This window comes from Rhodococcus sp. BP22 (genome assembly GCF_014281965.1).
In the GTDB taxonomy this organism is placed as follows: Bacteria; Actinomycetota; Actinomycetes; order Mycobacteriales; family Mycobacteriaceae; genus Rhodococcoides.
The window spans coordinates 160,992-184,813 of sequence record NZ_JACFTB010000001.1 but is presented as its reverse complement, the minus strand read 5'-3'; the positions used below and the strand labels follow the sequence as shown (position 1 = coordinate 184,813).

Annotated in this window: 23 protein-coding genes; 22 read left to right on the top strand and 1 reads right to left on the bottom strand. The window is 62.4% G+C overall.

Annotated features, from left to right (window positions below; all coding sequences use genetic code 11):
* Positions 1-52: 52 nt before the first annotated feature.
* From alaS to aroB, 8 genes are all read left to right on the top strand, one after another.
* Positions 53-2,722 (top strand): alanine--tRNA ligase, encoded by a 2,670-nt coding sequence (alaS, locus tag H2510_RS00805; protein WP_186626516.1) that lies wholly within the window; start codon positions 53-55, stop codon positions 2,720-2,722.
* A 2-nt stretch (positions 2,723-2,724) separates the two neighbouring features.
* Positions 2,725-3,261, top strand: a complete 537-nt coding sequence (gene ruvX, locus H2510_RS00800) for a Holliday junction resolvase RuvX (RefSeq protein WP_186626515.1) — start codon at positions 2,725-2,727, stop codon at positions 3,259-3,261.
* On the top strand, positions 3,258-4,592 hold the full coding sequence (gene mltG, locus H2510_RS00795; RefSeq protein ID WP_186626514.1) for an endolytic transglycosylase MltG: 1,335 nt from the start codon (positions 3,258-3,260) through the stop codon (positions 4,590-4,592). Before ruvX ends, mltG begins: the two co-directional genes overlap by 4 nt.
* 6 nt (positions 4,593-4,598) lie before the next feature.
* On the top strand, positions 4,599-5,408 hold the full coding sequence (locus H2510_RS00790; protein ID WP_186626513.1) for a shikimate dehydrogenase: 810 nt from the start codon (positions 4,599-4,601) through the stop codon (positions 5,406-5,408).
* Positions 5,409-5,503: 95 nt separating this feature from the next.
* Positions 5,504-6,094, top strand: coding sequence for an A24 family peptidase (locus tag H2510_RS00785; RefSeq protein ID WP_186626512.1), 591 nt, complete (start codon positions 5,504-5,506; stop codon positions 6,092-6,094).
* A gap of 12 nt (positions 6,095-6,106) precedes the next feature.
* Positions 6,107-7,294 (top strand): chorismate synthase, encoded by a 1,188-nt coding sequence (aroC, locus tag H2510_RS00780; protein ID WP_186626511.1) that lies wholly within the window; start codon positions 6,107-6,109, stop codon positions 7,292-7,294.
* Entirely contained in the window at positions 7,291-7,854 is a 564-nt protein-coding gene (locus tag H2510_RS00775) for a shikimate kinase (protein WP_186626510.1), read from the top strand. Before aroC ends, H2510_RS00775 begins: the two co-directional genes overlap by 4 nt.
* 10 nt (positions 7,855-7,864) lie before the next feature.
* Positions 7,865-8,977, top strand: a complete 1,113-nt coding sequence (aroB, locus tag H2510_RS00770) for a 3-dehydroquinate synthase (protein WP_186626509.1) — start codon at positions 7,865-7,867, stop codon at positions 8,975-8,977.
* Positions 8,978-9,059: 82 nt separating this feature from the next.
* Here the strand turns inward: aroB and H2510_RS00765 are convergent, their stop codons facing one another.
* Complete coding sequence (locus H2510_RS00765) at positions 9,060-9,716, bottom strand: B-4DMT family transporter (RefSeq protein ID WP_186626508.1); 657 nt, start codon at positions 9,714-9,716, stop codon at positions 9,060-9,062.
* A gap of 105 nt (positions 9,717-9,821) precedes the next feature.
* On the opposite strand from H2510_RS00765, the gene H2510_RS00760 reads away from it, so the two are divergent.
* The 14 genes from H2510_RS00760 (at position 9,822) to coaBC (ending at position 23,745) form a co-directional block, all read left to right on the top strand.
* Entirely contained in the window at positions 9,822-10,925 is a 1,104-nt protein-coding gene (locus H2510_RS00760; RefSeq protein ID WP_186626507.1) for a Xaa-Pro peptidase family protein, read from the top strand.
* A 54-nt stretch (positions 10,926-10,979) separates the two neighbouring features.
* The gene (gene efp / locus H2510_RS00755; protein WP_084348807.1) at positions 10,980-11,543 is read left to right on the top strand and encodes an elongation factor P; all 564 of its coding nucleotides are present in this window, start codon (positions 10,980-10,982) and stop codon (positions 11,541-11,543) included.
* Between the two features lies 1 nt (position 11,544).
* The gene (gene nusB, locus H2510_RS00750; RefSeq protein ID WP_315901148.1) at positions 11,545-12,120 is read left to right on the top strand and encodes a transcription antitermination factor NusB; all 576 of its coding nucleotides are present in this window, start codon (positions 11,545-11,547) and stop codon (positions 12,118-12,120) included.
* A gap of 117 nt (positions 12,121-12,237) precedes the next feature.
* Positions 12,238-12,837 (top strand): bifunctional pyr operon transcriptional regulator/uracil phosphoribosyltransferase PyrR, encoded by a 600-nt coding sequence (gene pyrR / locus H2510_RS00745; RefSeq protein WP_186626506.1) that lies wholly within the window; start codon positions 12,238-12,240, stop codon positions 12,835-12,837.
* On the top strand, positions 12,834-13,781 hold the full coding sequence (locus H2510_RS00740) for an aspartate carbamoyltransferase catalytic subunit (protein ID WP_136169083.1): 948 nt from the start codon (positions 12,834-12,836) through the stop codon (positions 13,779-13,781). The genes pyrR and H2510_RS00740 overlap by 4 nt, the downstream gene beginning before the upstream one ends.
* Positions 13,778-15,079 carry a dihydroorotase gene (locus H2510_RS00735; protein WP_186626505.1) on the top strand — a complete coding sequence of 434 codons (1,302 nt, stop codon included), beginning with the start codon at positions 13,778-13,780 and terminating at the stop codon, positions 15,077-15,079. Before H2510_RS00740 ends, H2510_RS00735 begins: the two co-directional genes overlap by 4 nt.
* A 5-nt stretch (positions 15,080-15,084) precedes the next feature.
* Positions 15,085-15,621 carry a transporter gene (locus H2510_RS00730; protein WP_186626504.1) on the top strand — a complete coding sequence of 179 codons (537 nt, stop codon included), beginning with the start codon at positions 15,085-15,087 and terminating at the stop codon, positions 15,619-15,621.
* Positions 15,618-16,748, top strand: coding sequence for a glutamine-hydrolyzing carbamoyl-phosphate synthase small subunit (gene carA / locus H2510_RS00725; protein WP_186626503.1), 1,131 nt, complete (start codon positions 15,618-15,620; stop codon positions 16,746-16,748). The genes H2510_RS00730 and carA overlap by 4 nt, the downstream gene beginning before the upstream one ends.
* Positions 16,748-20,113 (top strand): carbamoyl-phosphate synthase large subunit, encoded by a 3,366-nt coding sequence (gene carB, locus H2510_RS00720; RefSeq protein WP_186626502.1) that lies wholly within the window; start codon positions 16,748-16,750, stop codon positions 20,111-20,113. The genes carA and carB overlap by 1 nt, the downstream gene beginning before the upstream one ends.
* Positions 20,110-20,934 (top strand): orotidine-5'-phosphate decarboxylase, encoded by an 825-nt coding sequence (pyrF, locus tag H2510_RS00715; protein ID WP_186626501.1) that lies wholly within the window; start codon positions 20,110-20,112, stop codon positions 20,932-20,934. Before carB ends, pyrF begins: the two co-directional genes overlap by 4 nt.
* Positions 20,935-21,088: 154 nt before the next feature.
* On the top strand, positions 21,089-21,409 hold the full coding sequence (gene mihF / locus H2510_RS00710) for an integration host factor, actinobacterial type (RefSeq protein ID WP_084348990.1): 321 nt from the start codon (positions 21,089-21,091) through the stop codon (positions 21,407-21,409).
* 30 nt (positions 21,410-21,439) lie between these two features.
* The gene (gene gmk / locus H2510_RS00705) at positions 21,440-22,036 is read left to right on the top strand and encodes a guanylate kinase (RefSeq protein ID WP_186626500.1); all 597 of its coding nucleotides are present in this window, start codon (positions 21,440-21,442) and stop codon (positions 22,034-22,036) included.
* A 137-nt stretch (positions 22,037-22,173) separates the two neighbouring features.
* On the top strand, positions 22,174-22,479 hold the full coding sequence (gene rpoZ / locus H2510_RS00700) for a DNA-directed RNA polymerase subunit omega (RefSeq protein ID WP_084348816.1): 306 nt from the start codon (positions 22,174-22,176) through the stop codon (positions 22,477-22,479).
* A gap of 24 nt (positions 22,480-22,503) precedes the next feature.
* Complete coding sequence (gene coaBC / locus H2510_RS00695) at positions 22,504-23,745, top strand: bifunctional phosphopantothenoylcysteine decarboxylase/phosphopantothenate--cysteine ligase CoaBC (RefSeq protein ID WP_186626499.1); 1,242 nt, start codon at positions 22,504-22,506, stop codon at positions 23,743-23,745.
* The last annotated feature ends 77 nt before the right edge of the window (positions 23,746-23,822 follow it).

Genomic DNA, 23,822 nt, shown 5'->3' with positions numbered 1-23,822 from the left:
GCAAATGGTGGTGATGACACGGGGTGTACCGGCGGCGCGTTAACCTGTACCGGTGCAAACCCACGACATTCGCAGGCGTTTCCTCGACCACTTCGTAAAGGCAGGCCACACCGAGGTGGCCAGTGCCTCGTTGGTGCTCGACGATCCCAACCTGTTATTCGTCAATGCAGGAATGGTGCAGTTCGTTCCTTACTTCCTGGGCCAGCAGACACCTCCGTTCGCTACGGCGACGAGTGTTCAGAAGTGCGTCCGCACACTCGATATCGAGAACGTCGGCATCACCACGCGCCACAACACGTTTTTTCAGATGGCCGGAAACTTCTCGTTCGGTGACTATTTCAAACGTGAAGCGATCCACTATGCCTGGACGCTTCTGACCGGCAGTGTGGCCGACGGCGGATACGGATTCGATCCGGAGCGCATCTGGGTGACGGTGTATCTGGATGACGACGAGGCCATTGCGCTGTGGAAAGAACTTGCCGGGATACCCGACGAGCGGATCCAGCGCCGTGGGATGGCAGACAATTACTGGTCGATGGGAATTCCCGGTCCGTGTGGTCCGTGCTCGGAGATCTACTACGACCGCGGGCCCGAATACGGTGTCGACGGTGGGCCGGAGGCCGACGAGGATCGTTATATCGAGATCTGGAATCTCGTCTTCATGCAGAACGAGCGCGGGCAGGGAATCAGCAAGGACGATTTCGAGATCCTCGGGCCGCTGCCGAAGCAGAATATCGACACCGGCATGGGCGTCGAGCGCGTGGCTTTCCTGCTTCAGGGCGTCGACAACGTCTATGAGACCGACCTCGTTCGTCCGGTCATTGCCAAAGCCGAGGAACTGAGTGGCCGGGCGTACGGGAAGAACCACGAGGACGACATCCGGTTCCGTGTCATCGCAGACCACGCGCGCACCGCCGCGATGCTCATCTCCGACGGCGTCAACCCAGGCAACGACGGGCGCGGATACGTGCTGCGTCGTCTGTTGCGCAGAATCGTGCGCTCGGCGCGTCTGCTCGGTGCGCCGGACCGGACCATGGGCGAGTTCATCACCGTCGTCCGCGACACCATGGCTCAGTCGTACCCGGAGCTCGTCACCGGCTTCGATCGCATCCTCAATGTCTCGGTCGGTGAGGAGTCGGCGTTCCTCAAGACCCTCACTTCCGGTTCCAAGCTGTTCGACACAGCTGCAGAGTCGGTGAAGTCGACAGGAAAGAAGACAATCGGCGGCGCCGAGGCGTTCGCGCTGCACGACACCTACGGATTCCCGATAGATCTGACGCTCGAAATGGCGTCGGAGGCGGGTTTGAACGTAGACGAGGATGGTTTCCGGTCGCTGATGGCCGAACAGCGTCAGCGCGCGAAGCAAGACGCGCGTTCACGTAAGCATGCTCACGCCGACCTGTCCGTCTACAAGGACTTCGTCGACCTCGGGGCAACGGAGTTCACCGGATTCGAGGAGTTGTCCTCGGAGGCGAATGTGCTTGCCCTGATCTCCGGTGGAGTTCGCGTCCCGACGGCCACGGCGGGGGAGTCCGTCGAGGTCATTCTCGATCGCAGCCCGTTGTATGCGGAATCGGGTGGACAGATCGCCGATATCGGAACGATCAGTGGCCCAGGTTTCAGCGCTGACGTGGAAGACGTCCAAAAGATCGCCAAAAAGGTGTGGACGCACAAGGTCACGGTCCAATCAGGTCAGATCACCGAAGGCGACGTCGTGCGCGTCGACGTGGACCCGTCGTGGCGTAAGGGCGCAACGCAGGGTCACTCTGGAACCCACATGGTGCACGCGGCGCTGCGGCAGGTGCTCGGACCCAATGCCACCCAGGCCGGATCGCTGAACAAGCCCGGGTACCTCAGATTCGACTTCTCCTGGCAGGGCGCACTGTCCGAGGCACAGCGACACGAAATCGAAGCTGTCGCGAACGACGCGATCGGTGCCGACCTCGCTGTCAACACCTTGGTTACCGACCTCGACAGTGCCAAGGCCATGGGCGCGATGGCGCTGTTCGGTGAAAACTACGGGGACGAGGTTCGCGTCGTCGACATCGGTGGACCGTTCAGCATGGAACTGTGCGGAGGAACGCACGTGCAACATACTTCGCAGATCGGGCCGGTCACCCTGCTCGGCGAGTCGTCGGTGGGTTCCGGGGTTCGCAGAGTCGAAGCATTCGTCGGCTTGGATTCATATCGCTACTTGGCGAAAGAACGTGCCCTGCTCGCCGGGATCGCGTCCTCGCTCAAGGTTCCGACCGAGGAAGTGCCGGGCCGGATCGAGACATTGGTGGAAAAGCTGCGAGTGGCAGAGAAGGAACTCGAGGCAGTGAAGGCAGCTTCCGTACTCGCTTCGGCAGGTGGCCTCGCTGCAGGTGCCGAACGATTGGGAGCCGTTCGAGCAGTCATAGCGCGCGCCCCCGATGGCGTAGGCGGCAATGATCTCCGCGGACTCGCTGCCGATGTTCGCGGGCGTCTTGGGTCCGAACCTGCGGTCGTGGTCCTTATCGGCGATGTCGATGGGAAGGTGCCCTTCGTGGTAACCGCAAACGCCGGAGCACAGGAAGCCGGTGTGAAAGCAGGAGAACTGGTGGCCAGCTTCGGCCCGGCCATCGGTGGTCGCGGCGGCGGTAAGGCCGAATCTGCACAGGGATCCGGATCGAATCCAAGCGGTATCGCCGATGGATTGGCCGCTGTGCGCGCCCGGATCGCAGAACTCGTCGGCGCCTGACCGTGCCGGATTTTTCTCGTCGACCTCCTGGCTTACCGGACCGTCCAGGCGCGGACGATCCCGGTCTCGGACGTCGAATTGGAATCGACGTCGGAAGTGTCCGTGTCGGTGTTGCCGTCAGCGACCCACGGTGCGTACTTGCGACGCCGGTGGAGACTGTCGTGCGGTCCAAGCCCAAAGGATCGGACTCACCCGACGTCGCGCGTGTCGTCGAGATCGTCACCGAATACGAGGCGGTCGAGGTGATCATCGGATTACCACGCACTCTGCGAGGAGAAAGTGGATCCGCGGTCAAGGCAGCTGAGGGGTTTGCGCGAATATTGTCGCGACGACTGCCCGGCGTGCCGATTCGGATGTCGGACGAGCGATTGACTACGGTAACTGCGACGCGTGCACTTCGAGACAGTGGTGTGCGGGGGAAATCACAGCGCTCGGTCATCGATCAAGCTGCTGCGGTCGCAATCCTGCAGGGGTGGCTGGATGAGCGGTCCGCGCGACTGAAATCGGCAGAGACCGATCCAACGCCGGAGGTCGAGTGAACAACCAAAGGTCCACGGACCGGGGGAATTACGAGTACGACGACGAAGCGCTGACGGATCCGATCGGGTATCAGGTCGACGAAGGCAGCGAATTTCATCACGCTGTGACTCATGGCGGTCCGCAGGAAGTGGGACGTTCACGAGCAGAGGTTCGGCACGACCGTTCGGCCCGAAAGCGCAAGCGACGCGGCCGCAAGGTCGGGCTGGCGCTGGGGATGATCCTCGTCATCGTGATCGCAGTGGGAGGTTTCCTCGTGTACGACCGGTTTGCGGGCGGCCCGGTGGCCCCTGACGATTTCACGGCAGGTAGTTCGGGGCCGTCGGTGGTATTACGGGTGCAGCCTGGTGACACTGCAGATCAGATCGGTGTCGAGGCGACCGACAAGGGCATCGTGGCGAGTTCTGGTGCCTTCATGGAAGCCGCAGTCGTCAACCCGGCAATGTCGTCGTTGCAGCCCGGCTACTACCTGCTCGAGAGTCACGTACCTGCCGAGGACGCGGTGACAGCACTCGTCGATCCATCCGCTCGGGTCGGCAACGTCGTAATTTCCGAGGGCCGTCAACTTCACGACTCACGCGACGTCAATACCGATGCTGTCAAGAAGGGCATCTACACGCTTTTGTCGGAAGCAAGCTGCATCGATACGACAGGTGCAGGCACACCGACGTGTATTTCCTACGCCGACTTCAACACCGCAGGTGGTCTCGCGGAGCCGACGGCGTTGGGTGTTCCCGAATGGGCGCGCGCCGAGGTGAGTGTCGTTCCCGATCGAGACCGCCAGTTGGAAGGACTCATTGCTGCCGGTACGTGGGACTTCGATCCGACCGCAGCACCGGGTGACATTCTCCAACAGCTCGTGGAGGAAAGCGCGGCAACCTACGAGGACACCGGGATCCTGACCGTAGGTGCCAACTCGGGTCTGAGCCCGTATCAAACGTTGGTGGCAGCGTCTCTCGTCGAGCGTGAATCGCTTCCGTCGGATTTCAGCAAGGTAGCGCGCGTCATCATCAATCGGTTGGCCGTACCGCAGAAGCTCGAGTTCGACTCGACGGTGAATTACTCCCTCGATACAACCGAGGTCGCCACGACCGACGAGGACAGAGCGACAGTGACGCCGTGGAACACCTACGCCATGGAGGGACTCCCTGCGACCCCGATCGCGGCGCCGAGTATCGGTGCAGTGGAAGCGGTCGAGGCACCCGCAGATGGTGATTGGCTGTACTTCGTGACTATCAATCAAGTAGGTGAGACGTTGTTCACGCGCGACTACAACGAGCATCTCGCGAATATCGGAAAGGTCGAGGACGGATTCCTCGACAGCGGACGGTAGAAACTGATGCGCGCCGCCGTTCTGGGTAATCCGGTCATACATTCGAAATCGCCCCAGTTGCATCTCGCTGCATACCTTGCCTTGGGTCTGACCGATTGGACCTACGAACGAATCGAGTGTTCTGCCGATCAACTGCCGGGGCTCGTGGGCTGTCTGGGTCCGGACTGGGTCGGCCTGTCGGTGACGATGCCGAACAAGGTTGCGGCGTTGGAGTTCGCCGACACGAGAACCGATCGTGCGATTCTCGCTGGATCGGCGAACACCCTGCTACGCACCAAGACCGGATGGCGAGCAGACTGCACAGATGTCGATGGCGTGAAGGGGGCGCTGCGTGAGGTCGGTGTCGCTGATCTTGCCGGTCGGGCAGTCATGGTCGTCGGAGCCGGTGGAACATCGAGGCCTGCGCTCGTTGCTCTCGCCGAAATGGGGGCGAAATCGGCAACAGTTGTTGCACGATCGGCAGATCGGGCCCGCGAGACTCTCGCATGCGGCGAAGCGGCGGGCTTGAGGACCACGTTCCTCGCTATGTCCGACCGAACGCTGTCCGACGCGGCCGCCGCGGCGGCTGTCGTTGTCAGTACCGTGCCCGCAGAGGGTGTTGCGCCGGTGTCGGCGGCCCTTGCACATGCGCCGATCGTCCTCGACGCAATTTACGATCCATGGCCGACGCCGTTGGCGACCGCGGTGGAGTCGGCCGGCGGCATCATCGTCTCGGGCCTGTCGATGTTGCTCAATCAAGCTTTCGGGCAGGTCGAGCAATTTACGGGTCTATCCGCTCCGCGCGCGGCGATGATCGCAGCTATCGGCACCCACTGACAGTTTCATCCACAGGTGGCTCGTCGATACACAGGGCAGTTCTCCACCTGGGAGCCCGACGCGACATGGGTCGGCAGTAGTTCCACACTTGCCGCATGACCACGGCATCTCTGGGATGGGCACTCGCATTCGGTTCGATCGGATGGGGCATAGGAATCGCCACCGAGCGAACTGTGAGAGGGCTGGCACCGTCCTGGAAGGCCGTCGGACTTCCCTTGGTGCTGAGTGTGGTGTGGTCGGCGGGATCGCTGCTCGGTTGCGGTATCTCGCTCGGGCTGTTGGGCTGGTGGTGTTCGGTGCTGGCGTGCATCGACATCGGGTGCAGGCGTTTACCGAATTCGCTGACAGGCGCAGGAGCGATCGTCGCCCTGTTGCTCGGAGCATTCTCCGGCGACATCGCGCCCATGCTCGTCGGTGCGGCGGCCCTGTTCGGCAGCTATCTCCTCGTTCATGTGTGTTTGCCCACGGCATTCGGTGCTGGTGACGTGAAACTGGCGTGGCCACTCGGCGGTGTTGCGGCGATGGCGGGTTTCGACGCGTGGGCGTTGGTTGCGATACTCCCGCCGCTGCTGACCGGGATTGTGGGGGTGACGATGACGGCGCTCGGACGCAGAGATTGCACCGTGCCCCATGGCCCATCCATGTGTGTGTCGACCCTGCTGGCACTCGCGGCTTCACCGACGTGAAAAGATGAGGCCGTGCTGCGCTGGATAACTGCCGGAGAATCTCACGGCCCTGCCCTCGTGTCCATCCTCGAAGGAATGGTCGCGGGTGTCGAAGTGACCTCGGACGACATTGCCGATCAGTTGGCTCGCCGCCGACTGGGCTACGGACGCGGCGCCAGGATGAAGTTCGAGGCCGACAAGGTGACGATCACCGGTGGTGTGCGTCATGGTCGGACTATCGGCGGCCCGATCGCGATCGAAGTAGGCAACACCGAGTGGCCCAAATGGGAACAGGTCATGTCCGCGGACCCGGTGGACCCGTCGGTTCTCGACGCGTTGGCGCGGAACGCTCCGTTGACCAGGCCCCGTCCCGGGCATGCCGATTACTCGGGAATGTTGAAATACGGATTCGACGACGCCAGGCCGGTTCTCGAACGGGCGAGTGCCCGTGAAACTGCCGCGCGGGTCGCGATCGGCACTGTTGCTCGCAGCTTCTTGAAACAGGCACTCGGCGTCGATGTCGTCTCCCACGTCATTTCCATCGGCGCATCGGACCCGTACGTCGGTCCGCCACCGTCCGGTAACGATCTCGACGCGATCGATGCGAGCCCGGTGCGAGCCTTCGATGCCGCTTCCGGTGAGTCGATGATCGCCGAGATCGAGGCCGCGAAGCGAGACGGCGACACCCTCGGTGGCGTCGTCGAGGTCGTCGTCCACGGCCTTCCTGTCGGCCTCGGCTCGTTCGTCAGCGGAGATCGTAAGCTCGATGCACGACTTGCTGCAGCGCTCATGGGAATTCAGGCGATCAAGGGCGTCGAGGTAGGTGACGGTTTCGAAACGGCCCGTCGTCGTGGCAGCGCTGCGCACGATGAGATCACCCCGGGCCCGGACGGGATCCTGCGATCGACCAACCGCGCGGGTGGTATCGAAGGTGGCATGACCAACGGAGAGCCTCTTCGTGTCCGGGCAGCAATGAAGCCGATCTCCACTGTTCCTCGCGCACTTGCAACGGTGGATATGTCGACCGGCGAGGAAGCCGTCGCGATCCATCAACGCTCCGATGTATGTGCGGTACCCGCTGCGGGCGTCGTAGCCGAGACGATGGTAGCTCTCGTCGTGGCGCAGGCAGTGCTCGAGAAGTTCGGTGGCGATTCGTTGGCGGAGACGACGAGCAACGTCGCGCACTACCTGAAGGGCAACGCCGCCCGACCACCACGATGACTCCTTACGCGGTGCTGGTGGGACCTCCCGGCGCAGGGAAGTCCACCATCGGTAGGCGCGTGTCGCAGGCGCTCGAGTTGGAGCTTCTCGACACGGACGCAGCGATCGAGCGCCGCACCGGTCGTACAATTCCAGAGATCTTCGCGCAGGACGGGGAGCAGGCGTTTCGAGTGATCGAGGAGCAGGTCGTTGCCGACGCGCTTGCCACTCATGACGGCATCGTCTCGCTCGGAGGCGGATCGATTCTCTCCGATCGCACGCGCGCGGCGCTGGCGTCGCAGACAGTGGTCTACCTCGAAATCAGTGTCGCGGAGGGGTTGCGTCGAACCGGGGCCAATACGTCCCGCCCGCTGCTGGCGGGTCCGGATGCACGCGCCGCATATCAGGCTTTGATGCGCACACGGCGTCCGCTCTATCGATCGGTCGCTACCATTCGCGTCCGCACGGATGGGCGAAGTCCGGCCCGAGTGGTCGGACAGGTCGTGGCGAAGCTGAAGCAACATCATGCCCAGGAAGGCACTAGGCCATCAACAGTGCACAACGATTCGTCGAGTGGATGAAGGTGAACGGATGACCGACCCCGTACGCGTAATGGTCAATACTGCAGCGCCGTATCCGGTGATCATCGGCAGAGGATTGTTGACCGACCTGGTCGATCAACTCGTCGGTACGAAGACTGTTGCGATCTTCCATCAGCCGCCGCTTGCCGAGACGGCGGAGGCCGTCCGAGAGGTGTTGGCGGCGAAGGGAATCGATGCACACCGCATCGAGATCCCGGATGCAGAGGACGGCAAAGAACTGGCGGTCGCCGGTTTTTGCTGGGAGGTTCTCGGCAGAATCGGACTGACCCGAAGTGATGCCGTGGTGAGTATCGGTGGGGGAGCAGCTACCGACCTGGCAGGCTTCGTTGCCGCGACGTGGATGCGTGGCGTCAAGGTGGTCCACGTGCCGACGACGCTGTTGGCGATGGTCGACGCGGCAGTCGGTGGCAAGACCGGCATCAATACCGAGGCAGGAAAGAACCTCGTGGGTTCGTTCCACGAGCCTTCGGCAGTGTTGATCGATCTCGCGACGTTGGAGACAGTCCCGAAGTACGAGATCGTCTCCGGCCTCGCAGAGGTCATCAAGACCGGTTTCATCGAGGATCCGGTCATTCTCGACTTGATCGAAGCCGATCCCGAAGCAGCGATGGACCCGACTGGGTCGGTGCTGCCCGAGCTCATTCGCCGGTCCGTCGAAGTCAAGGCCCGAGTCGTTGCCGCTGATCTTCGTGAGTCCGACCTTCGGGAGATACTCAACTACGGCCACACTCTCGGCCACGCCATCGAGCGACGCGAGCGGTACCGCTGGCGTCACGGCGCGGCAGTGTCGGTAGGTCTGGTGTTCGCGGCAGAGTTGGGACGGCTTGCGGGCCGCCTCGACGACGCCACTGCTGACCGCCACCGCAGTATTCTCCAGTCGGTCGGTCTTCCCGTCGGATACGACGGCGACGCATTCGGTGATCTTCTCAAGGGAATGCAAACCGACAAGAAGAATCGCGCCGGGATGCTCAGATTTGTCGTGCTCGACGGACTGGCGAAACCGGGGAGGCTCGAAGGGCCTGATCCGGCTCTTCTCGTCGCTGCATATTCGGTAGTCGCCAAGGATGACCCGGGACCGGGTAGCTCGGGCATTTTGCTCTGATCGAGGCGCGATCCGAATGGAAAATCCCCCTGCATTTTCGGCCAAGGGTCGAAGATGCAGGGGGATTTCTTGTGTTCGAGAGTCAGTGTTCGGAACGATGCTCGCCGTGTGAACTGCCCTTCGCGTCCTCGGCGTCGGGTTGCACGGCCTGGAACACCTCGGTGTCCGCGTTGTCGTCGGCCCATCGATTCTGGTCCGCTACCGAACTCTGGTCTGCCGCCGAACCCTGGTGCGAGGCGGTAGTCCCTGCGCCGACCAGATGACGATCGTGGCGTTCCTGTTCGTGTTCTGCATCGGATGCGGCGAGCTTCTTCTTCGCCTCGCGTCCGACGAGCAGGCGGCCCAGGAACACCGAGATGGTCGCCGGAATGAAGATCAGAAGAATGGTGAACGCTGCACCCGAGGTCATCTCGAAGAACAGTGAGTTCTGGCCGAGACTGAAGTCCACTATCAGACCGATCAGCCATGCGAGCAGTCCGGCGAGCAGACCGCCGACAACTGCCGCCTTGAGCCACAGCATCGTCAGATCGGCGCCGTAATCCGGGTCCGGGTTTGCGCGACGGTCACGAATACCGTCGATCCCAGCCCACACGATGACTGCGAGCAATACCGCAGCCAAGCCCAACCATCGAAGCTGCGAACCATGCAACGGCCACTGCGCAACTGCCAAACCCAGCAGAATTCGCACTCCGACGTTGATCAGTCCCATTCCGATTCCGCGTACCACCCACCCTGTCATGGGGGACAGCGTATCCGTTTCGGGTCGGCACTGTGGCGGGCCCCACATAAACTGCGCCTTCGCCTCGCTCAGGGATCGAACTCGTGACGGCGGTACGTTGTAGGAATGCCTGCAAATTTCGCTGCCCGTCGCTCGGCTCTTCGACAGTCCTTGATCGCGAAGGAACTCGACTCTCTGCTGGTCACAGACCTGCTGAACATTCGGTATCTCACCGGGTTCACCGGATCGAACGCCGCGTTGATCGTTGGAACCGGTGATTCGTCACCGGGTGAAAGCCGAACCGTCATCTGCACGGACGGCCGATATCTCAGTCAAGTCGCCGAGCAAGTCCCCGATCTTCGTGCAGTGATCGACCGGTCTTCGGCGGCGCATCTGCTGGCGAGCGACTATGCGCCGAGGGGTGGTGCAATCGGGTTCGAGAGCCATGTCGTGACCGTCGATCAGCATCGAGGATGGAGTGAGGCGAATGCCTCGCTCGATCTGGTGTGCAGTCCCGGTCTCGTCGAAGAACTTCGAATGGTGAAGGACGAGTACGAAATCGGCTTGTTACGCGAGGCCTGCCGCGCGGCGGACGACGCTTTTGCCGTGCTCGTCGAGCGTGGTTCGATTCGGCCTGGCCGTACCGAACTTGCCGTGGCACGTGAACTGGAGTCGCTGATGGTCGAACACGGCGCGGACGGGATTTCCTTCGAGACGATCGTGGCGGCGGGTGCGCATTCCGCGGTGCCGCATCACCGACCCACTGCAGCAATCCTGGAATCTGGCGACTTCGTGAAGTTCGATTTCGGCGCGCTCGTCGGCGGATATCACTCGGATATGACCCGAACGGTGGTCATCGGGAGCCCAGCGGATTGGCAGCGAGATGTGTACGAGCTGGTTTTGCGCGCTCAGACAGCGGGAAGGGATGCGCTTGTCCCTGGTGTGAGCACTGCATCGGTGGACGCTGCGGCGCGGTCGGTTATCGAAGAAGCCGGGTATGGCGAACTGTTTCTGCACGGACTCGGCCATGGCGTCGGATTGGAGATCCACGAAGCGCCGGGAATCGCACGCACGAGCACCGGTACACTGCAGTGCGGTGCTGCTGTGACTGTAGAACCGGGTGTGTACTTCTCAGGGCGCGGAGGCGTTCGGATCGAAGACACACTCATCGTCCGCCCCGGCGGTCCTGAGCTTCTCACCATGACCAGCAAGCAACTCACTCTCGTGTGACATCACGGTCACTACGAGATAAGAACACGCGAACACGAGGAGACATAAAAGCCAGTGGCTTCCACCAGCGATTTCAAGAATGGTCTCGTCCTCAGCATCGATAACCAGTTGTGGACGATCACCGAATTTCAGCATGTGAAGCCGGGTAAGGGCCCCGCGTTCGTGCGCACCAAACTCAAGAACGTCCTGTCCGGCAAAGTCGTCGACAAGACGTTCAATGCCGGTGTCAAGGTCGAGACGGCTACGGTCGATCGCCGTGACATGACGTACCTGTACCACGACGGCACCGACTACGTCTTCATGGACGGTGACACCTTCGACCAGCTCGCCATCCCGGAGGCAACGGTCGGCGACGGCGCTCGTTTCCTGCTCGAGAACCTTCGGGTTCAGATCGCGATGCACGAGGGGGCGCCGCTTTACGTGGAGCTACCTGTGACGGTCGAACTCGAGGTCAAGCACACCGATCCGGGCCTGCAGGGCGACCGCTCGACCGGAGGCACGAAGCCGGCCACTTTGGAGACCGGCGCCGAGATCTCGGTTCCGCTGTTCATCAACACCGGTGACAAGCTGAAGGTCGATTCGCGCGACGGAAACTACCTTGGGCGTGTGAATTCCTAACGTGTCGTCCAAGAAGGCAGCAGCGCGCACCGAGCCTGTGAAGAAGCTCGGTGCGCGCCACAAGGCCCGCAAGCGCGCTGTAGATTTCCTGTTCGAGGCAGAGGCACGGGACACCGATCCGGTGAACCTCGCCAAAGAACGCATCGAGCTTGCTCGCGCGGACGATTCGATCGCCCCCGTGAGTGAGTACACCGAGACCTTGGTGGTCGGTGTGGCCGAGAATTTGGACCGGCTCGATGGTGTGATCTCCGATCATCTCAACGACTGGACACTCAAGCGGCTGCCTGCGGTGGATCGTGCGATTCTGCGCGTCGCGGTATGGGAGTTGTTCCACGCTACCGACGTTCCCCCCGTCGTTGCGGTGGACGAAGCGGTCGAACTCGCCAAGCAGTTGTCCACCGACGATTCACCGTCGTTCGTCAACGGTGTGCTCGGCCAAATCGTTCTCGTCGCGCCGCAGGTTCGCGCGGCAGCAGCGGCGGTGTCTTCGCGCGTTGCAACATCCAGTTCTCACCCGGATGACACTGGCGAAGACACCTCATCGGTCGAAAACCGAGAGCACGCTTCCGACGAGTAATGTCCGTCACGCCAGGCTGCCCCGGCAGTGCTCGAGGGCATGATGCATTGCTAGGCTGTCCAATTGTCAGACATCCTTTAACGATCCGTCCAGAGAGGCGGAGAAGGAGGTCGTAGTTTGCCTGCGCCCGAAAGCCCTTTACCTCCGCCCGAAGAGTCGGAGTCCGCGCGCGAACTGTTGTCCGCTGCCGATGTCGGCCGGACCATCGCGCGAATTGCACATCAGATCATCGAGAAAACAGCGCTCGACTCCGCCGATGCTCCGCGGGTCGTGTTGCTCGGGATCCCGACCCGCGGCACCATCCTCGCGGATCGGCTCGCCGAACGTATCGAGGCGTTCTCGGGTGTCCGTCCGCCGCTGGGTTCGCTCGACATCACGCTGTATCGCGACGATCTCCGAAACAAGCCGCACCGGCCACTCGAACGCACCTCCGTTCCCGCCGGGGGCGTCGACGGCGCCCTGGTGGTCCTCGTCGACGATGTCCTGTTCTCCGGGCGCACGGTCCGATCAGCGTTGGATGCTCTTCGCGACCTCGGACGCCCGCGTGCCGTCCAACTCGCAGTCCTGATCGACCGCGGACACCGCGAGTTGCCGCTGCGCGCCGACTACGTGGGCAAGAACGTCCCGACGGCGCGATCGGAGGACGTGAAAGTCCTGTTCACCGAACGTGATGGTCGAGATGGGGTCAGCTTGTCCGACGGGAGCTCGGCCTCATGAAGCATCTTCTGTCCGTGGCCGACCTGACCGTCGAGTCTGCAACACAGCTGTTGGACGAGGCCGATCGTTTCGAGCAGGCGTTGCTCGGCCGTGAGGTCAAGAAGCTTCCGACCCTCCGCGGCCGCACCATCATGACGGTGTTCTTCGAGAACTCGACCCGGACCCGCGTCTCATTCGAGGTCGCCGGAAAATGGATGAGCGCCGATGTCATCAACGTCAGTGCAAGCAGCTCATCGGTTTCCAAAGGTGAATCACTTCGCGATACGGCGATGACGCTGCGTGCCGCAGGAGCCGACGCACTGATAGTGCGGCACCCGGCATCGGGCGCCGCGCACCAGATCGCGTCGTGGACGGCAGGGCAGGGTGAAGGTACTGGTCCGGCGGTGATCAACGCGGGAGACGGAACGCATGAGCATCCCACCCAGGCTCTTCTCGACGCTTTGACCCTGAGGCAGCGTCTCGGGACCATCGCAGGCAAACGAGTCGCCATCGTCGGTGACATCCTGCACAGCCGAGTCGCACGGTCCAACGCGCTCCTGCTGTCGATGCTGGGAGCCGAAGTAGTGCTGATCGCACCTCCGACGCTCATGCCGGTCGGAGCGTCGAGCTGGCCGGTTCGGGTTTCGCACAATATCGATGCCGAATTGCCAGGGCTCGACGCCGTACTGATGCTTCGAGTGCAGGCTGAACGAATGAACGGCGGGTTCTTTCCCTCGGCTCGCGAATACTCGATCACGTACGGGTTGTCGCAGAAGCGTATGGATCTGCTGCCCGAGCATGCGGTCGTATTGCATCCAGGTCCGATGCTTCGCGGCATGGAGATCGCGTCCTCGGTCGCTGATTCTCCGAGAACTGCTGTGCTGCAACAGGTTACGAATGGAGTTCACGTGCGCATGGCTGTGCTGTTTCGGTTGCTCGTCGGCTCGGACGGAGGAGCGGAATGAGCGTTGTACTCACCGGTGTGCTCGTCTACGGCGAGGGCCCGGAAACAGACATATTGATCGACGACGGTCAGATCGTGGCGATCGGGACAGATCTCGATGCCGGTGACGCCGAAGTCGTCGAGGCGCGCGGACAGATCGTGCTGCCCGGTTTCGTTGACCTGCATACGCACCTGCGTGAACCCGGCCGAGAAGACACCGAGACCATCGAAACCGGTTCGGCTGCTGCCGCGCTCGGCGGATACACCGCTGTCTTCGCGATGGCGAACACGTCCCCGGTCGCCGACTCTGTCGTGGTGACCGATTATGTATGGCGTCGCGGTCAAGAGGTCGGCCTCGTGGACGTGCATCCGGTAGGTGCGGTCACCGTCGGACTCGAAGGAAAGCAACTCGCCGAGATGGCGATCATGGCCGCGGGCGTAGGCAAGGTACGCATGTTCTCCGACGACGGGCATTGCGTCGACGATCCTTTGATCATGCGGCGCGCGCTCGAGTACTCGAGTTCGCTCGGAGTGCTGATTGCACAACACGCGGAGGAGCCGCGGCTGACGGTCGGGTCCATCGCCCACGAAGGCCCGACGGCCGCGCGATTGGGACTGGCAGGCTGGCCGCGAGCAGCGGAAGAGTCGATCGTCGCCCGCGACGCTATTCTCGCGAGAGACGCCGGTGCGAGGGTCCACATCTGCCACGCATCTACTGCCGGAACCGTCGCCCTACTCGCGTGGGCGCGCGGCCAGGGCATTTCCATCACCGCCGAGGTGACCCCGCATCACTTGCTTCTCGACGACTCACGGCTCGAAACGTACGACGCGATCAACCGGGTGAATCCGCCTTTGCGTGAGACATCCGATGTCGAGGCCCTACGGCGAGGTCTGGCCGACGGCACGATCGACTGCGTCGCGACCGACCACGCGCCTCACGCCGAACAGGACAAGTGCTGCGAGTTCGCGCAGGCAAAGCCTGGGATGCTCGGGTTGGAGACCGCACTCTCGATTGTCGTGCAGACGATGGTCGAGCCGGGACTGCTCGACTGGCGCGGAGTTGCCCGAGTCATGAGCGAGCGGCCGGCGGAGATCGTGGGGTTGCCGGATCAGGGCCGGCCTATCGAGGTCGGTGAGATCGCAAATCTCACCGTCGTGGATCCGAACGCAAGCTGGACCGTCACGGGAAAGAATTTGGCGAGTGTCGCCGACAACACACCGTTCGAATCGATGACATTCTCGGCAAAAGTGACCACCACGCTGCTACGCGGGCGGATCACCGCACGCGACGGTGTGATCCGAACGCCGACAGGAGCGTAAGGGACATGGACAGAGTTCTCATCGTCGTCGCGTTCGTCTTGTTCTGGGCGCTGATGATCGCGTTGATCTTCTGGGGCTGGCGCGGACGGCAGAAACGACAGGCAGATCGAATCGGCACTTTCCCGGAGGTGCCGTCGGATATCGGTAGCACGGTGCTCGAGCCGTCGACGGGACTGTATGTCGGCAGCACCATCGCGCCGAGCTGGCAGGACCGAATCGCGGTCGGTGACATCGGCCATCGCGCCACCGCCGAACTCTCACGGCACCAGCACGGGATCTTGTTGGAGAGGACCGGCGAATCCACTATCTGGATTCCTGAAGAGTCGATTCGCGCAATCCGAACCGAGCGTGGGCTCGCAGGCAAGGTCATGAGCAAGGACGGGCTTCTGGTGATCCGTTGGGAATTGCCCACGGGCACCGAGATAGACACCGGATTTCGCGCCGACGACAAATTTGTCTACCCGGCGTGGGTCGACACAGACACAAATACTGATTCCGGCTCGAGTGCCGGTACAGATGATTCGAAGGAGACACCCGCGTGAGCAGCGCAGTTCTTGTTCTGGAGGACGGCCGGACGTTTCGCGGCACAACTTTCGGAGCCGAAGGTCGAACTTTCGGTGAAGCAGTGTTCTGCACCGGAATGACCGGTTATCAGGAAACTCTCACCGATCCCAGCTACCACCGCCAGATCGTGGTGGCCACCGCTCCCCAAATCGGCAACACAGGCTGGAACCAAGAGGACGGTGAAGCCTCGAGCGCAAGCGACCCCAACAAGATCTGGGTGGCAGGCTATGTCGTTCGCGATCCGGCGCGCCGTACGTCGAGCTGGCGTTCGACCGGAACGCTGCAGGACGAGCTCGAGAAACAGAACGTCGTCGGCATAGCCGGAATCGACACGCGCGCGCTGGTGCGTCACCTCCGCACCCGCGGATCCATGCGTGCAGGCGTGTTCTCCGGAGATGCACTCGGAAGCAAAGACGAGATGCTCGAGCAGGTACTCGGTCAGCCGTCGATGCTGGGAGCCGACCTCGCCGGCGAAGTGACCACGGCTTCGAGCTACACGATCGAGCCTGCAAGCGAGACTCGATTCACCGTCGTCGCAGTCGACCTCGGGATCAAGACGAACACTCCTCGCATGTTTGCCGAGCGCGGTGTCCGAGTGCACGTAGTGCCCTCGACGACGAGCATCGAGCAGATTTTGGAATTGAAGCCGGACGGCGTCTTTCTCTCGAACGGACCCGGGGACCCAGCGACCGCAGACTCCAGTGTTGCCCTCACCCGTAGCGTTCTAGAGCGGGACATACCACTCTTCGGCATTTGCTTCGGCAACCAGATCTTCGGACGCGCCCTCGGGCGCTCTACCTACAAGATGAAGTTCGGCCATCGCGGAATGAACATCCCGGTGGTCGAACACACCACCGGCCGGATCGCCATCACTGCGCAGAACCACGGTTTCGCGCTCGAAGGCGAGGCCGGTGAAGAATTCGACACCGACTTCGGTCGAGCGCGTGTCAGTCACACGTGCGCCAACGACGGCACCGTCGAAGGCGTCGAACTGTTGAGCGGGCGGGCGTTCTCCGTCCAGTACCACCCCGAGGCCGCGGCCGGTCCACACGACGCCGCATACCTCTTCGATCGTTTCACCAGCGTCCTTCAGGAGAAGAAGTAATGCCACGCCGCACAGACCTGAGCCATGTACTGGTCATCGGATCGGGCCCGATCGTGATCGGTCAGGCCTGCGAGTTCGACTATTCGGGAACCCAGGCTTGTCGCGTACTGCGCGAAGAGGGCCTGCGAGTCAGCCTGGTCAACTCCAACCCGGCGACGATCATGACCGACCCGGAATTTGCCGACGCGACCTACGTCGAGCCGATCACCGCAGAGTTCATCGAAAAGATCTTCGCCCGCGAGGCCGAACAAGGTCACCCGATCGAAGCTGTTCTCGCGACCCTCGGCGGGCAGACTGCCCTCAACGCGGCCGTCGCGTTGCACGAGCAGGGGATTCTGACCAAGTACGGTGTCGAGCTGATCGGCGCCGATTTCGACGCCATTCAGCGCGGCGAAGATCGACAGAAGTTCAAGGACATCGTCGCCAAAGTCGGCGGCGAGTCGGCGAAGTCGGCTGTCTGCTACACGATGGACGAGGCGCGAGCTGCTGTCGAAGAACTAGGTTTTCCGGTCGTCGTGCGCCCGTCGTTCACCATGGGCGGACTCGGTTCCGGAATGGCATACAACGATACCGATCTGACGCGTATCGCCGGCGGAGGTCTGTCCGCCTCGCCGACCGCGAACGTCCTCATCGAGGAGTCGATCCTCGGTTGGAAAGAGTACGAACTCGAACTCATGCGCGACAGTCGCGACAACGTCGTGATCGTCTGCTCCATCGAGAACGTCGATCCGGTCGGTGTGCACACCGGTGACTCGGTGACCGTTGCCCCGGCGATGACACTCACCGACCGCGAATACCAGGCCATGCGCGACCTCTCCATCGACATTCTGCGTGAGGTGGGCGTCGATACCGGCGGCTGCAACATTCAGTTCGCGATGGACCCCGCCGATGGCCGGCTCGTGGTCATCGAAATGAATCCGCGGGTGTCGCGGTCTTCTGCACTCGCATCGAAGGCGACGGGGTATCCGATCGCCAAGATGGCCGCCAAGCTCGCCATCGGGTACACGCTCGACGAGATCGTCAACGACATCACCAGGGAAACGCCTGCGTGCTTCGAGCCCACTCTCGACTACGTCGTGGTCAAGGCGCCGCGGTTCGCATTCGAGAAGTTCCCGGGCGCGGACGGCACCCTGACCACCACGATGAAGTCCGTCGGTGAGGCGATGTCGATCGGACGCAACTTCACCGAGGCGTTCGGCAAGGTCATGCGCTCGCTCGAAACCAAGCGTGCGGGTTACTGGACCGGCCCCGAAGTGACCTGGCCGAGCGATGCCGAAGGCGATCCTGCCGAGGATCTGGAGGGACTGCTTGCTGATCTGGCCGTTCCGCAGGACGGCCGCATGTACGGCATCGAGAAGGCATTTGCGCTCGGGGCAACGGTCGAGCAATTGTTCGAGTCCACCAAGATCGATCCGTGGTTCCTCGATCAATTCCAGCTGATCCACGAGCTCGGCAACGACATCCGCGAGGCAGCAGAGTTCGACGAAGCCCTTCTGCGTCAGGCGAAGTACCACGGGCTCTCCGATCGTCAGATCGCCGCGCTCCGACCCGAACTCGGCGACGAAGACGGCGTCCGGGCTCTGCGAGGCGAACTCGGAGTCCACCCGGTCTACAAGACGGTCGACACCTGCGCCGCTGAATTCGAAGCGAAAACGCCGTACCACTACGGCACCTACGAACTCGATCCCGAAGCCGAGTCCGAGGTCGCCGAGCAACGCGAACGCGACAAGGTCCTCATTCTCGGATCGGGACCGAACCGCATCGGCCAGGGAATCGAATTCGACTACTCGTGTGTTCACGCGGCGCAGACATTGTCCGAAGCCGGGTACGAGACGGTCATGATCAACTGCAACCCCGAAACCGTCTCCACCGACTACGACACGGCCGACCGCCTGTACTTCGAACCGCTCACCTTCGAGGACGTGCTCGAGGTCTACCGAGCCGAGGCACAGTCGGGCACGGTAGCGGGCGTCATCGTTCAGCTCGGTGGTCAGACTCCGCTCGGCCTGGCGAAACGGCTGAAAGCAGCGGGCGTCCCGATCGTCGGTACCAGCCCTGAAGCGATCGACCTCGCGGAGGACCGCGGTGAATTCGGCCGAGTCCTGAACGAAGCCGGTTTGCCTGCACCGAAATTCGGCACTGCGACGACCTTCGACGGCGCGCGCGACATCGCGGCACGCATCGGATATCCCGTGCTCGTGCGTCCCTCGTACGTTCTCGGTGGGCGCGGGATGGAAATCGTGTACGACGAGCCGTCACTGGCCGGGTACATCGACCGCGCAACCGAGATCTCGCACGACAGGCCCGTCCTCGTCGACCGCTTCCTCGAAGATGCCGTCGAAATCGATGTCGATGCGCTGTGCGACGGCACCGAGGTGTACCTCGGTGGGGTGATGGAACACATAGAGGAAGCCGGTATCCACTCCGGTGACTCGGCCTGTGCGCTACCACCGATCACGCTCGGCCGAGCCGATATCGAGAACGTTCGTCGCTCGACCGAACTCCTCGCGAAGGGGATCGGCGTCAAGGGCCTTCTCAACGTTCAGTACGCACTCAAGGACGACATTCTGTATGTCCTGGAAGCGAATCCGCGTGCCAGTCGCACCGTGCCGTTCGTCTCGAAGGCGACGGCAGTGCAACTCGCCAAAGCATGTGCTCGGGTCATGATGGGTGAGTCGATCGCCGACCTACGCGCCAGCGGCATGCTTCCTGCGGTCGGCGACGGCGGGACCACACCGCTCGATGCACCTATTGCCGTCAAGGAAGCAGTGTTGCCGTTCAACCGATTCCGTCGCGCCGACGGCACCGGCGTCGACACTCTGCTGAGCCCGGAGATGAAGTCCACCGGCGAGGTGATGGGAATCGACGCTGATTTCGGCACTGCGTTCGCCAAGAGTCAGACAGCGGCGTACGGATCGCTTCCACTATCGGGCGCTGTGTTCGTATCGGTCGCCAACAAGGACAAGCGTTCCTTGATCTTTCCCGTCAAACGCCTTGCCGACCTGGGCTTCACAATTCTCGCCACCGAGGGAACCGCAGAAGTCTTGCGGCGAAACGGGATCACCTGCGAGCAGGTGTACAAGCAGTCCGGCGAGGAAGTCCCAGAAGGAAAAACGACGATCGTCGCCCGCATACTCGCCGGCGACATCGCGATGGTGATCAACACGCCTTACGGCAACTCGGGTCCGCGCGTCGACGGGTACGAAATTCGAAGTGCGGCCGTGGCACAGAACATCCCGTGCATCACGACGGTCCAGGGTGCATCGGCGGCCGTGCAAGGCATCGAAGCTTCCATCGCAGGCGGTATCGGAGTTCGTTCGCTTCAGGATCTGCATGCCGCAATGGCCGGACGCGGTCAGGCATGACCGTGGGCGGGTGGTTGGACCGACTCCGCACCGCGACCGCCTCGCGGGGTCGACTCTGTGTCGGCATCGACCCGCATCCGGCACTGCTCGACGCGTGGGGTCTGCCCAGGAACGCCGACGGGCTGGAGGCATTCGCGGAGATATGCGTCGAGGCCTTCGTCGGTGAGATCGCCGTCGTGAAGCCTCAAGTCGCTTTCTTCGAGTCCTACGGCAGCGCAGGCTTCGCAGTGTTGGAACGCACGATCACGGTGTTGCGGGACGCCGGCACGATGGTGATCGCCGACGCGAAGCGTGGGGATATCGGTACCACCATGCGTGCGTATGCGCAGACATGGCTGGGGGAGGAGAGCACGTTGTCCTCAGATGCGGTGACGGTGTCGCCGTATCTGGGATTCGACTCCTTGGCCGAGACGTTCGCCGTGGCTTCGGCTCACGGGCGAGGCGTCTTCGTTCTCGCACGGACGTCGAATCCCGAAGGTTCTTCGGTGCAGTTGGCCGAAAACAACGAACGATCGGTTGCGCAGGCGGTCGTCGACGGAGCACGAACTGTCGGTAAAGACGGTCTCGGCACGGTGGGCCTTGTCGTCGGTGCCACCCGAGATCACGGTCTGGACCTCGAGGGCTTCGGTGGACCCATTCTCGCACCGGGTCTCGGTGCTCAGGGCGCCGAGGTAGGCGATTTGCGGCACATCTTCGGGGATTGCCGGCACCTGTTGCTGCCCAGTTCGTCCCGCGGAGTGCTTGCTGCCGGGCCGACGGTCGGCGCCCTCCAAGACGCCGCTCGAACGCTGCGCGATGAGATCGAGACTGCATTGGCTTAGCTCACCGGCCGAAAGCGCTCGGCGGTGGGGGTGGGTTCGCGAACTCCGTCGAGCGTGGGTACCGTCGCTGTCGTTGCAGGTTACCGCTGGTATACCGCAGCCAAGTGCAAGCAATACCCGTGCACTGTTCACCTTTCGATGTGACGGAGGAAACGTGGCCCTTCCCCAGTTGACCGCAGAGCAGCGAGCAGCCGCTTTGGAGAAGGCGGCTTTCGCCCGTAAAACAAGAGCCGAGCTCAAAGAGCGTCTCAAGCGTGGCGGCACCGACCTGCAGCAAGTGTTGAAGGATGCCGAAACCGACGAGATTCTCGGCAAGATGAAGGTGTCGGCACTTTTGGAAGCACTTCCCAAAGTCGGCAAGGTCAAGGCCCAGGAATTGATGACCGAGTTGGAGATTGCACCGACTCGTCGTCTACGTGGTCTCGGTGACCGACAGCGCAAGGCGCTGTTGACGAAATTCGATTTCGAAGCCTGAGAGGTTCGACTAGTGGCGGAGGTATCGACCGTGTCCGACAGTGACGCGTCACCGAGCGGGAGGGGTCGGCTCATCGTGTTGTCCGGTCCCTCGGGCGTCGGTAAGTCCAGCGTCGTTCGAGTTGTCCGACGGACCCTGCCCGAGCTGTGGTTCAGCGTTTCCGTGACCACCCGGGCGCCGCGGCCCGGCGAGGTCGACGGCGAGGACTATCACTTCGTGACTGCCGACGAGTTCGATCGGATGGTCGAGGCAGACGAATTGCTCGAGTGGGCGAGTGTGCACGGTGGTCTGCACCGCTCCGGCACACCGGCCGCCCCGGTAGAGGAAGCCTTGGAGCGAGGGCATCCGGTGCTGCTCGAACTCGATCTCGCCGGTGCACGTGCCGTCAGGGTGTCCAAGCCCGAAGCTCTGTTGGTGTTCATGGCACCACCTACCTGGGAAGATCTCGTGCAGCGCCTGACGTCCAGGGCCACCGAAGAATCAGATGCTACCGAGCGGCGACTTCAGACCGCACGGGTCGAATTGGCGGCACAGAACGAGTTCGACAAGATCATTGTCAATGCCGATGTCGACCATTCGTGCGATGAGTTGGTATCCTTGTTGGTCGGTAGGTCTTCGGTCGGTTGATTCCGGCGTACTCCGGGCGATGTAGAGCCGATTTTCGCCAGCTTCAGCAGTCTTGCACTACCAGCAGTGTGGCTTCGACCAGCAGACAGCACCAGCATTTTTCGCAGCAGTACCGATGCACTTTCAGGAGATCAATAGTGAGCAGCACTTCAGCGGCCGTATCCGATTTCGACGGATCCAGCGTTCTGCCGGCCTACGACACGCCGCTCGGCATCACGAATCCCCCCATTGACGAACTTCTGGCGCGCACGTCGTCGAAGTACGCCCTCGTGATCTATGCGGCCAAGCGGGCCCGTCAGATCAACGATTACTACAACCAGCTCGGCGACGGCATCCTCGAGTACGTCGGCCCCTTGGTCGAGCCGGGTCTGCAGGAGAAGCCGCTCTCGATCGCACTCCGGGAGATTCATGCCGATCTCCTCGAGCATTCCGAAGGCGAATAAGAACCGCTGGTAAGGAAGCAGCCGTTGCGCGTAGTCATCGGAGTAGGTGGCGGGATCGCCGCCTACAAGAGCTGTTCCCTCATTCGCAGCTTCACCGAGGGTGGACATCACGTCCGGGTGATCCCCACGGAGTCGGCGCTAGAGTTCGTGGGGCGGGCAACGTTCGAAGCGCTGTCCGGTAACCCGGTCCACACCGGAGTCTTCTCCGACGTGCCCGAGGTTCCACACGTTCGGCTGGGTCAGGAAGCCGACCTCGTGGTCGTCGCGCCTGCCACGGCAGACCTGCTGGCCCGGATCGCAGGCGGGCGTGCGGACGATCTCCTGACCGCCACACTTCTGACCGCGCGATGCCCGGTTGTTCTCGCTCCCGCAATGCACACCGAGATGTGGGAGCACCCGGCGACGGTTGCCAACGTCGCCACCGTGCGTGGTCGCGGTGTCACCGTCGTCGAACCTGCGTCAGGTCGTCTGACGGGCCGCGATACCGGAGCGGGTCGCCTTCCGGAACCCTCAGAGATATTTGCCCTTGCGATGCTGCTGGCCGAGCGATCGGATGCACTCCCGCAAGATCTTTCCGGTCGCCGAGTCGTCGTGACCGCCGGCGGAACCCGCGAACCGCTGGACCCCGTCCGATTCCTGGGCAACCGTAGTTCCGGTAAGCAGGGATATGCGTTGGCCCGGGTGGCAGCTCAACGTGGCGCCGACGTCACCCTCATCGCCGGTTTCACCACCGAACTTCCAGATCCCGCAGCTGTGGACGTCGTGCATGTGAAGACGGCGCGGCAGATGCAGGAGGCGGTGCGCAAGTTCGCCCCGGATTCCGACGTGATCGTGATGGCGGCGGCTGTCGCCGACTTCCGTCCGGCAACCATCGCCGCAAGCAAGATCAAGAAGGGCGCCGACGAACCGGATTCGATCCCGCTGGTTCGAAACGACGACATCTTGGCAGGACTGGTCGAGTCACGTCGTAACGGGGACATTGCACAAGCCACTGTGATCGTAGGTTTTGCTGCCGAGACCGGTGACGAGCAGGGAGACGTACTCACCTATGCGCGAGCGAAGCTCGAACGCAAGGGCTGCGATCTGCTCGTCGTCAACGCGGTAGGAGATGGAAAAGCGTTCGAGGTCGACGACAACGACGGGTGGCTGTTGGGATCCGATGGTTCGGAATCGGCGCTCGGAGAGGGTTCGAAAGCTTTGCTTGCGAGCCGCGTCGTCGACGCAGTTGTCGGCATGCTCGCGATCCAGCCTTCGGATCACCGGTGATTCGAAGGGTGCACAGCACGCGTCCGCCCGACTAAAGTGACGTGCGCTTCGTGTCGGAATCCGGCTCGGGACGTCGA